The sequence below is a fragment of the Methylobacter svalbardensis genome (assembly GCF_037671525.1).
Classification (GTDB): Bacteria; Pseudomonadota; Gammaproteobacteria; order Methylococcales; family Methylomonadaceae; genus Methylobacter_A; species Methylobacter_A svalbardensis.
In genome coordinates, this window is the sequence record NZ_JAWPOH010000098.1 from 1 (window position 1) to 7,821 (window position 7,821).

General features: G+C 43.5%; 10 protein-coding genes. 3 read left to right on the forward strand and 7 right to left on the reverse strand.

Features of this window, described 5'->3' with window-relative positions; all coding sequences use genetic code 11:
• Together RW114_RS18990 and RW114_RS18995 are read right to left on the reverse strand one after the other, a co-directional pair.
• Window positions 1-257, reverse strand: a 257-nt coding sequence (locus tag RW114_RS18990; RefSeq protein WP_340124318.1) for an IS3 family transposase, incomplete at its 3' end; no start/stop codon positions are given.
• A gap of 35 nt (window positions 258-292) precedes the next feature.
• Window positions 293-586: a transposase gene (locus tag RW114_RS18995; protein ID WP_340124319.1), complete on the reverse strand. Its 294-nt coding sequence runs from the start codon at window positions 584-586 to the stop codon at window positions 293-295.
• Between the two features lie 40 nt (window positions 587-626).
• On the opposite strand from RW114_RS18995, the gene RW114_RS19000 reads away from it, so the two are divergent.
• Window positions 627-1,667 (forward strand): hypothetical protein, encoded by a 1,041-nt coding sequence (locus RW114_RS19000; RefSeq protein WP_340124320.1) that lies wholly within the window; start codon window positions 627-629, stop codon window positions 1,665-1,667.
• Between the two features lie 14 nt (window positions 1,668-1,681).
• Here RW114_RS19000 and RW114_RS19005 read toward each other — a convergent pair whose 3' ends face one another.
• On the reverse strand, window positions 1,682-2,848 hold the full coding sequence (locus tag RW114_RS19005) for an ATP-binding protein (RefSeq protein ID WP_340124321.1): 1,167 nt from the start codon (window positions 2,846-2,848) through the stop codon (window positions 1,682-1,684).
• A gap of 189 nt (window positions 2,849-3,037) precedes the next feature.
• On the opposite strand from RW114_RS19005, the gene RW114_RS19010 reads away from it, so the two are divergent.
• On the forward strand, window positions 3,038-4,525 hold the full coding sequence (locus RW114_RS19010) for a DUF2779 domain-containing protein (RefSeq protein WP_340124322.1): 1,488 nt from the start codon (window positions 3,038-3,040) through the stop codon (window positions 4,523-4,525).
• Between the two features lie 72 nt (window positions 4,526-4,597).
• On the opposite strand, the gene RW114_RS19015 is transcribed toward RW114_RS19010, so the two are convergent.
• A complete protein-coding gene (locus tag RW114_RS19015; RefSeq protein WP_340124323.1) occupies window positions 4,598-4,933 on the reverse strand; it encodes a YbjQ family protein in 336 nt (111 codons plus the stop codon).
• 170 nt (window positions 4,934-5,103) lie between these two features.
• Here RW114_RS19015 and RW114_RS19020 point away from each other — a divergent pair, with 170 nt between their 5' ends.
• The gene (locus tag RW114_RS19020; protein WP_340124324.1) at window positions 5,104-5,505 is read left to right on the forward strand and encodes a hypothetical protein; all 402 of its coding nucleotides are present in this window, start codon (window positions 5,104-5,106) and stop codon (window positions 5,503-5,505) included.
• A gap of 265 nt (window positions 5,506-5,770) precedes the next feature.
• On the opposite strand, the gene RW114_RS19025 is transcribed toward RW114_RS19020, so the two are convergent.
• From RW114_RS19025 to RW114_RS19035, 3 genes are all read right to left on the reverse strand, one after another.
• Window positions 5,771-6,094, reverse strand: a complete 324-nt coding sequence (locus RW114_RS19025; protein WP_340124325.1) for an H-NS histone family protein — start codon at window positions 6,092-6,094, stop codon at window positions 5,771-5,773.
• A 300-nt stretch (window positions 6,095-6,394) separates the two neighbouring features.
• Window positions 6,395-7,252: an SEC-C metal-binding domain-containing protein gene (locus RW114_RS19030; protein ID WP_340124326.1), complete on the reverse strand. Its 858-nt coding sequence runs from the start codon at window positions 7,250-7,252 to the stop codon at window positions 6,395-6,397.
• Between the two features lie 171 nt (window positions 7,253-7,423).
• Window positions 7,424-7,693, reverse strand: coding sequence for a hypothetical protein (locus tag RW114_RS19035; protein WP_340124327.1), 270 nt, complete (start codon window positions 7,691-7,693; stop codon window positions 7,424-7,426).
• Window positions 7,694-7,821 lie beyond the last annotated feature (128 nt).

Below are 7,821 nucleotides of genomic sequence, written 5' to 3' on the forward strand. Positions count from 1 at the left end.
GGGCCAGGTGCCATACCGGCCAAGCCTAGCGTTTGCATCAAGCGCTGAACTCGTTTGCGATTAACCCTGTGCCCAAGTCCACATAAGTATTTCGTCATGCGCCGTGAGCCATAAAAAGGATGCCGTGTGTACTCGTCATCCAGCAATTGCAACAACAGGCATTCATCCTTATCAATGGCTTGCAGCAGACGCTTTTCACGCGCATACACGACTGAGCGAGTGACCTTGAGCAGCTTGCATTGCAGGGATAGCGCCATCGCATCATCCGGCGCTATCCATGTGTGTCGCTCCTCTATAGGCTGATCCCAGACTTTTTTTTAAGCCAATCCAACTCCATATTCAACTGCCCGATTTTGGCATACAGCCGATCCGGATCGCTCTGTGCATTGGTCGGCTTCGGCCCTCGTTTGCCTTCAAACAAGCTGCTGGCATTATCCTGCAAGTCCTTTTTCCATTGACTGACCTGGGTAGGATGCACGCTGTTTTCTTGAGCGATTTCATTGATTGTCTTTGTACCTTTAACCGCTTCCAATGCAATTTTGGCTTTTTGCGCCCCTGTAAAAATCTTCCGTTTGCTTTCGCTCATTTCCTGCTTCTCATTTTTCGACAGAGCATAGCTTAAACTATTGTCCGGAATTCGGGGTCCACTATACTACCATCAAAAATTTGAGCAGGAGTACGAACCCCTGGAAGAAGCTTTAAGTAACCATAAAGCTGAATGGGTGCAGTTATTGGACCAATTTTTTGACATGCCCTTGTTCAAAAAAACCGATAAGTTGAAAATAAAGCATCTTATTTGTGAACTATCTGAGAATTTAATTGCGGAATTTAATAAAGATGACCTGAAGCCCCTGTTCAACAAATACAGTGACAATGATTACGACATTCTTAATCAAGAGACTGAATCAACTGTTGGCGATCTCATGAAGAACATTGCGCAAAGTATGTTTAATGTGGATTTGGGCGATGATATTGATGTAAGTTCGCCTGAAAAATTTCAAGCGTACTTGCAGGAAAAACTGCACGCACAAGCAGAAGCTCAATCACAGGATCAATCAGCGCCTGTTAACCAACGTAAAAAGACTAAAAAGCAATTGGAAAAGGAGGCTCGCCAGCTAGAAGAAGAGGAATTAGCAAGTAAGTCGGTTCGAGAGGTGTATCGTAAGTTAGTCGCAGTACTGCATCCTGACCGCGAACCGGATGAAGAAGAGCGTAAACGCAAAACAGAGTTGATGCAGCGCGTAAATACGGCTTACGGTAAAAAAGATTTATTGCTGCTACTCGAATTACAGCTGGAGATAGAGCAAATTGACCCTGAGCATTTGAGTCAAATTGCGGACAGCCGTCTAAAATACTTCAATAAGATTCTAAAAGAGCAACTGGCTGAATTGGACCAAGAAACTCATCATATTGAAAGTATGTTTAAATTGAATTTGAGCCTGCCCTTCTATGCACTGTTAACGCCTAAACAATTGATGTCTGGACTGGCTAAAGATATTCAAGAATTACAGGCCGAAATCACTGCCATTCAAAACGAGCTGGAAATATTCCATAATCCTGCCTCGCTTAAAGCATGGTTAAAAAGCTATAAAATCCCCAAAAATGCTGGTCACGATGATTTTGATGATTTATTTTTTGGCGACCTGATGCCGTTTGGCTTTAGATAACGAAACAGGGAGACTCAGCTCTTACCTGCAATCAGACTCAACATTGCTATCAAACCAATGGCTTTAACACCCTCCGCTATGGAATACGTTTCAGTCCCTGGATAAACCAAAAAGCTTTGCGCCGGCTGGATGTCCTCCTGAGCAAAGTAAAAGCCTTTTTGCAGACTGGGCGATAAACTGCGTTTTATTTCAATCGCCCAGGTGGTTTGATCAGGAAAAGTCAGCAGCAGATCGCATTCTGCTCCGGCGCTGCTTCGATAAAAACTGGCTTCAGTGTGCTGCGGGGCAACGGACAGACAGTTTTCAATCACAAAGCCTTCCCAACTTTTACCACAAACGGGATGCCCAAGCAGCGCTTCCTTGTCACCGATGCCCAATAGAGCATGAGCAATACCGCTATCCCTAACGTAAGTTTTCGGCGATTTGACTAAACGCTTGCCACTGTTGCTGTGCCAGGGTTTAAGTCGGCGCACCAACAATAAATCGACCAGTAAATCCAGATAGCGGGCGATGGTTTTACCATCTACGCCCAAGGCTGCTGCCAGTTTGGCGGCGTTTAACAACTCGCCCTGATTATGCGCTAACATGCTCCAGAATCGCCGTAAGGTTTCCGCCGGAATACGGGGACCGAGCTGCGGGATGTCTCGCTCCAGGTAGGTACGAATAAAATCCTGTCGCCACTTTAGACTGATAGCATCGTTGCGGGCTAAGATACTGTCGGGAAAGCCGCCTCGTAGCCATAGCGTTTCAGTTTGCTCTACGGCTAACTCCAGTGCATCAAACGGTGTAAGTTCAAGATAAGAAATCCGACCAGCCAGGGTTTCACTGGACTGTTGCAGCAACTCAATGGATGCTGAACCCAGTAGCAAAAAACGACCTGTACGCAGACCTTGTCGACGCCCCTGATCAATCAAGCCGCGTAAGTTTTGAAACAAGCCAGGCGCTCGTTGGACTTCATCGAGGATCACCAGTTTGTCTTGGTGGTCTGCCAAATACAGTTCTGCATGTTGCAACTTGGCTTGGTCGGCTGTGGATTCCAGATCAAGATAGATAGCAGGACGCTGAGCAGCAATATCTTGAGCCAGCGTAGTTTTACCTGCTTGCCTTGGACCCAATAGGGCAACAGCCGGATAATTGTCCAGCAGATGTTCGAGCGTGGGTTGCAGTCTACGTGTTATCATCATTGCAATTATGGATTTTTATTCCTTAATTGCAAGGATTATAATCACAAGGTACTTCGTCGTTTACTAACGTCTTAGCTTATGACCATTACTCTGCAAGCTTTTCGCCCACCATTTTAAGATTAAGTTATATCCTTCAAGGACTGTTCATGATCGATCATACGAGCATTACATTGCCAAGGACGTACCATGCCAGGGCTTTCTAAATCACGCTTACTGGCGCACCGCCAATGTCCAAAACGTTTATGGCTACAAATTTATAAACCGAAGCTACTATCCGTTACCGACCCTACTACTCAGGCTCGCTTCAATACTGGCAATCGGATTGGCGAAATTGCGCGCTCGCTATATCCTGATGGCGTACTGATTGAAGGTAACAATATACAACAGGCGTTACGCGATACCTCAGAAATCCTGTTGACATCCCCTACGCGGCCTATCTTTGAAGCAACCTTTGAACATGGCGGTCTGTTAATCCGCGCTGATTTATTATTGCCAGAAGCGGACGGCTATCGCTTGGTCGAAGTAAAATCATCTGCATCGGTCAAAAACTATCACTTGATTGATGCTGCTATCCAGAGCTGGGTAGTACAGAAAAATGGTTTAACGGTAATCGATACGGCCATCGTTCATATCGATACCCGTTTCGTTTATTCGGGAAATGGTGATTATCGAGGCCTACTCAAGGAAGTCTCCATCACAACTAAACTCGCACCTTTACTGGACGAAGTACCTGACTGGGTAGCTGCCGCGCAGACGACTCTGAGCGGTGATGAACCCATAATTCCTCCTGGCCCACAATGCCAAATACCGTTTACCTGTCCTTTTTTCGGGCATTGCAATTCTGCCACCATGGAAAATAAAGTACAGATTGCTTATCCGCCGGAAGACTTACCTCATCACAACGGTCTGGCGGCGCAGTTAAGGACAGAAGGCTATGATGATTTACGCCAAGTGCCCAAAGAAAGATTGACGAAACATCTGCACCAGCGTGTCCATACCAGTGTACTCAGCGGCGTTACTTTTCTTGACCCTATCGCTCGCAGTCAATTAGTGGATTTGGATTATCCGCGTTTTTACCTCGACTTTGAAACCAACGCACCTGCCGTACCAATATGGGCTGGCACCCGACCATTTGTTACACAAGTACCCTTTCAGTGGTCATGTCATATTGAAGATGCAAATGGACAATTAGATCATCAGGCGTTTCTGGCCGAGGGTGCTGGTGATCCACGTCGTGCCTTTATTGACAACCTGCTGCCAATTCTAGGTAAAGTAGGTGCTATTTTTGTTTACAGCGCTGATTTTGAACGCAGCCGTTTACGTGAAATGGCGGCATTGTTCCCTGAATTGGCTGTGTCTGTAAATGACGTTATAGTGCGCATCGTCGATCTACTACCCATTGCGCGTGCGCATTATTACCATCCTGATCAACACGGTTCCTGGTCCATCAAGTCAATACTGCCGACCATCGCACCTGAGCTGGCTTACGATGACCTCATGGTAGCCGATGGCAGGATGGCGCAAGGGGCTTTTCAGGAGATAATCGATCCCAAGACAACCGACGAGCGACGGAAAACCTTGCGGCAGGGACTGCTGGACTATTGTGAGCGCGATACGCTGGCGATGATAAAGATAGCTTGGTTTTTTCAGCAGGTGAATCTGCCGCTCAAGTGAATACTGGGGCGCAAACCTGACTCCGAAGCTATGATCAAATTGAATACAATCCAGCCTATGGCCTCACTTCAATTAGTGGGTCTCCGGCTCAACAATGACCGCAGTTCCGTAGCACAACACCTCAGTAAGGCCAGGCATGAGTTCAGTTGCGTCATACCGCACCGAAATGATGGCATTTGCTCCATGCTTTTGAGCATGTTCACACATTAGTTGGTAAGTATCAGATCGAGCCCGTTCGCATAAATTGGTATAAATTGTGATGTTTCCACCAAATATTGATTGCAACCCTCCAAAGAAGTTACCCACGATTGATCGAGAGCGAACAGTGATGCCACGCACTACGCCAATATTGCGGACAATTTTATAGCCTGGCAAGGCGAGTGCTGTCGTAACCATTGAGTCCTGCATAGATTTCTCCTGTTTCAACAATTTATACAATATTGCTGATGTTATCAAAAACTAAACTGATAATTCATATTATCGTAGGCTTTGTTCCTTGAATTCCTTCTACCCTTTTATAGGCTGCCCACTATGATCTACAAGCTATTTTATTTCGTTTAACTGTAATGAGGCCCATAATGCTCAAGCTCAATTTGTTTGCAACCTTACTTGTCGTAAGCATGTCGTTTCAAAACGTTTGCGCGGATGATGATATAAGCTCTGCGTTACAGAAAACGCAAGACTGCCTCAGAAATCAAAATTGCGATTCTATGAAGACTAATACTGGCATGGAGGCTGATCAAAAAGCTTTGGAGGCTGTGGGTGGGAATGCCAAGCAAGAGCTCTATAATATTGCTGCGGATGTGTTGCCTATTCTGATACAACAAACAGAGGGGGACCCCAAAAAAATGGAAGCTATGATGCTAAAAGCTCAAACTGATCCAGAGAGTTTCTTGAATTCATTGCCACCGGACATGCAAGCAAAGATCAAAAATGTAGCTAATGGATTAAAAAATCAAGCGCCTAGCCAAACTCCTTAATTTTACTGAATGAATTTCAAATATTGGGACGCTCCAGTATAGCGATAGATATCATGCCCACAATATCAACAAACATTTACTTCAACTTTGATTATTTCGGCACAATGCGGACACTTTTTAACACACCTAAAATAAGTGCATTCTGCACAATAACTTTTATGTTTGGGGCCATCAATAGCACATGAGGTAGAGCAACTATAAATACCAGGGTACCGTAAATCCAGAATACAAAAAAAGTATCCATATCTGCTTCCCAATACAGCTGCTAGTCGTTGATCAAAAAATCGTCTTTGTGACGACCTTCAGCAATTAACGATTTTAACCATTTTGGCGTCATACCTCGACCTGTCCATGTTTCAGAATGATTGTCAGGATGACGATATTTTGGTGGCACACTAGCTCCAGCTCTTTTGCTTGTCTTCTTACCGTCGTCGTGAATATCTACTGTTACGCCAATTGAATGAGCCAGTTCTTTAATTTGCGCAATTACTGCTTTATGTTTACTGTGATGCAGCGCTTCCAACAGTGCTTGTGCTTCTGCAATTATTACTTGTAGTTCTTCGGGTGTTTTATTTTGTAAATCTGTCATTGATATTAGTTAATGGGTAAAAAAACTCATTTTACTTTAAATTAATTGGTTGTAGTCGGTTATATTATTGATACGTCACATGTTAATGTGAATGATCAGATTCATTTAAACAACTCGCTAAATAATTCTGTCGAAAACTAACCAAATGAAGCCATTTCTTTGCGACTTGGATAGCATTTCTTCATAGTATTTTTTTGCTTCAAGCCAGTCTTCTTGAAAGGTTTTAAAAAGCCAACGACACTAAAAATTACGCTATCGGCCATCATTAGATTTTTTATAATGAGAAGCAAAAAAGGTAGTTTAAGCCAATAAAGCACCTTCTGCTCCACAACACTTTTTATATTTTTTGCCTGATCCGCAGGGGCACGGTTCATTTCGTCCTACTTTTTGGCTTTTTTCTGGCTGTATTATTTTCAGGTAGTTGCTGTATAGCAGTTTTAACTGCTGATGATGCTGACGTAATAACTGATAAAATTCGGTGTAGCTACTTTCCAATATGGACTGCGCTTGAGTAGTATCAATATCGTTAGTCTGCGATTTATCATTAAGCGTCCAGGTTTTTGATTGATAGTTGACCCATATGGAATAAGCCAGATCACCCACTTCCGCGAGTGTGTCCTCACCTGCGTCGTCATTCACAACAGGATAAAAGCAAAGCACCGCTTCGGTGCAGTGACATTTATTCTTGACGCAATAATTATCTTCTACTGCATAGCGTTTGCCATCAAGCCTAAAATTAAATGTGTCGGCATACGGAAGCACTTGATTATAGGTAATCATAATGCCTTCCCGTTCAATTTCATCTTTTGGGAACTCAACTTTTAATTGCGAGTAGTCCGCAGTTTCGCAGCCAGATCGTTTATGCGACCAATATATGCTATTTAAAACCTTGAAATCTGACTCATCCAGCAGGTCAAAAACTTGATTAGCAAAGCCATCAATGATGGAAACATTTTCGCGCTCAATTAAGGCTCTGTCTTTTATATTGAATCCAACATTATGCTCTTCACCCGATCGTTCAAAATTTAGAAATACTTCATTACAATCACAAACCGGATTCATACAGACGCTAGGGGTGCATTCGTAAAGCAGGCTTGAATGATCAGCATTCAAAATAGCAGTGATCTTTCCTGATTTTTTGTCGTGTTCAAATATCATTTTTTTATATTTACAGGTTGATGGCTAAAGTTACACAGCCGATTAGCCAAGGTTAGCACTCGTAACAACACCCTTGTTTCTGCTCATTTTCCGATGTGATTTTACACAATTTATCCAACAAATATTTGTGTCTATCAGCGCTTTTTTCAAAGTAGAGCGCTTCCCTTCTGATTATCCCCCCCATTGGAATCCATGCGCACCTGCCACCGCTCCAAATACAGCGAGCAAACTCAGCATTAACAAAATCTTGTGTAATGTGTGAACCAGGGAAAAAGATTTTGCACTGTCTTTTAAAGCTTGTTCATGAAACCAACGATGTAAAAATAAGGGCTCAAGCACAAATAAAATGAGGGTAAATATAAACCATATGAATGTCATCAGGTGCATCCACCAGAATTGCAACTGCTGATAACGCTCCCAGGCATTCATAACTTCCAGCATGTATAGTTTCTCAGGTAAATAATTTCCAAGCCACTACAGTAAAATTCACGCAGGGATTGCGAAATCTTCACGCATTTTCTTCATGACACACAAAACTTTACTGGCATCTTGCATATACGTCTTGAAAG

What these genes read in the sequence shown, in the direction of transcription:
- RW114_RS18995 (WP_340124319.1), bottom strand. Translation starts at nt 586, where the DNA reads ATGAGCGAAAGCAAACGGAAGATTTTTACAGGGGCGCAAAAAGCCAAA.
- RW114_RS19005 (WP_340124321.1), bottom strand. Translation starts at nt 2,848, where the DNA reads ATGATAACACGTAGACTGCAACCCACGCTCGAACATCTGCTGGACAAT.
- RW114_RS19010 (WP_340124322.1), top strand. Translation starts at nt 3,038, where the DNA reads ATGCCAGGGCTTTCTAAATCACGCTTACTGGCGCACCGCCAATGTCCA.
- RW114_RS19015 (WP_340124323.1), bottom strand. Translation starts at nt 4,933, where the DNA reads ATGCAGGACTCAATGGTTACGACAGCACTCGCCTTGCCAGGCTATAAA.
- RW114_RS19020 (WP_340124324.1), top strand. Translation starts at nt 5,104, where the DNA reads ATGCTCAAGCTCAATTTGTTTGCAACCTTACTTGTCGTAAGCATGTCG.
- RW114_RS19025 (WP_340124325.1), bottom strand. Translation starts at nt 6,094, where the DNA reads ATGACAGATTTACAAAATAAAACACCCGAAGAACTACAAGTAATAATT.
- RW114_RS19030 (WP_340124326.1), bottom strand. Translation starts at nt 7,252, where the DNA reads ATGATATTTGAACACGACAAAAAATCAGGAAAGATCACTGCTATTTTG.
- RW114_RS19035 (WP_340124327.1), bottom strand. Translation starts at nt 7,693, where the DNA reads ATGCTGGAAGTTATGAATGCCTGGGAGCGTTATCAGCAGTTGCAATTC.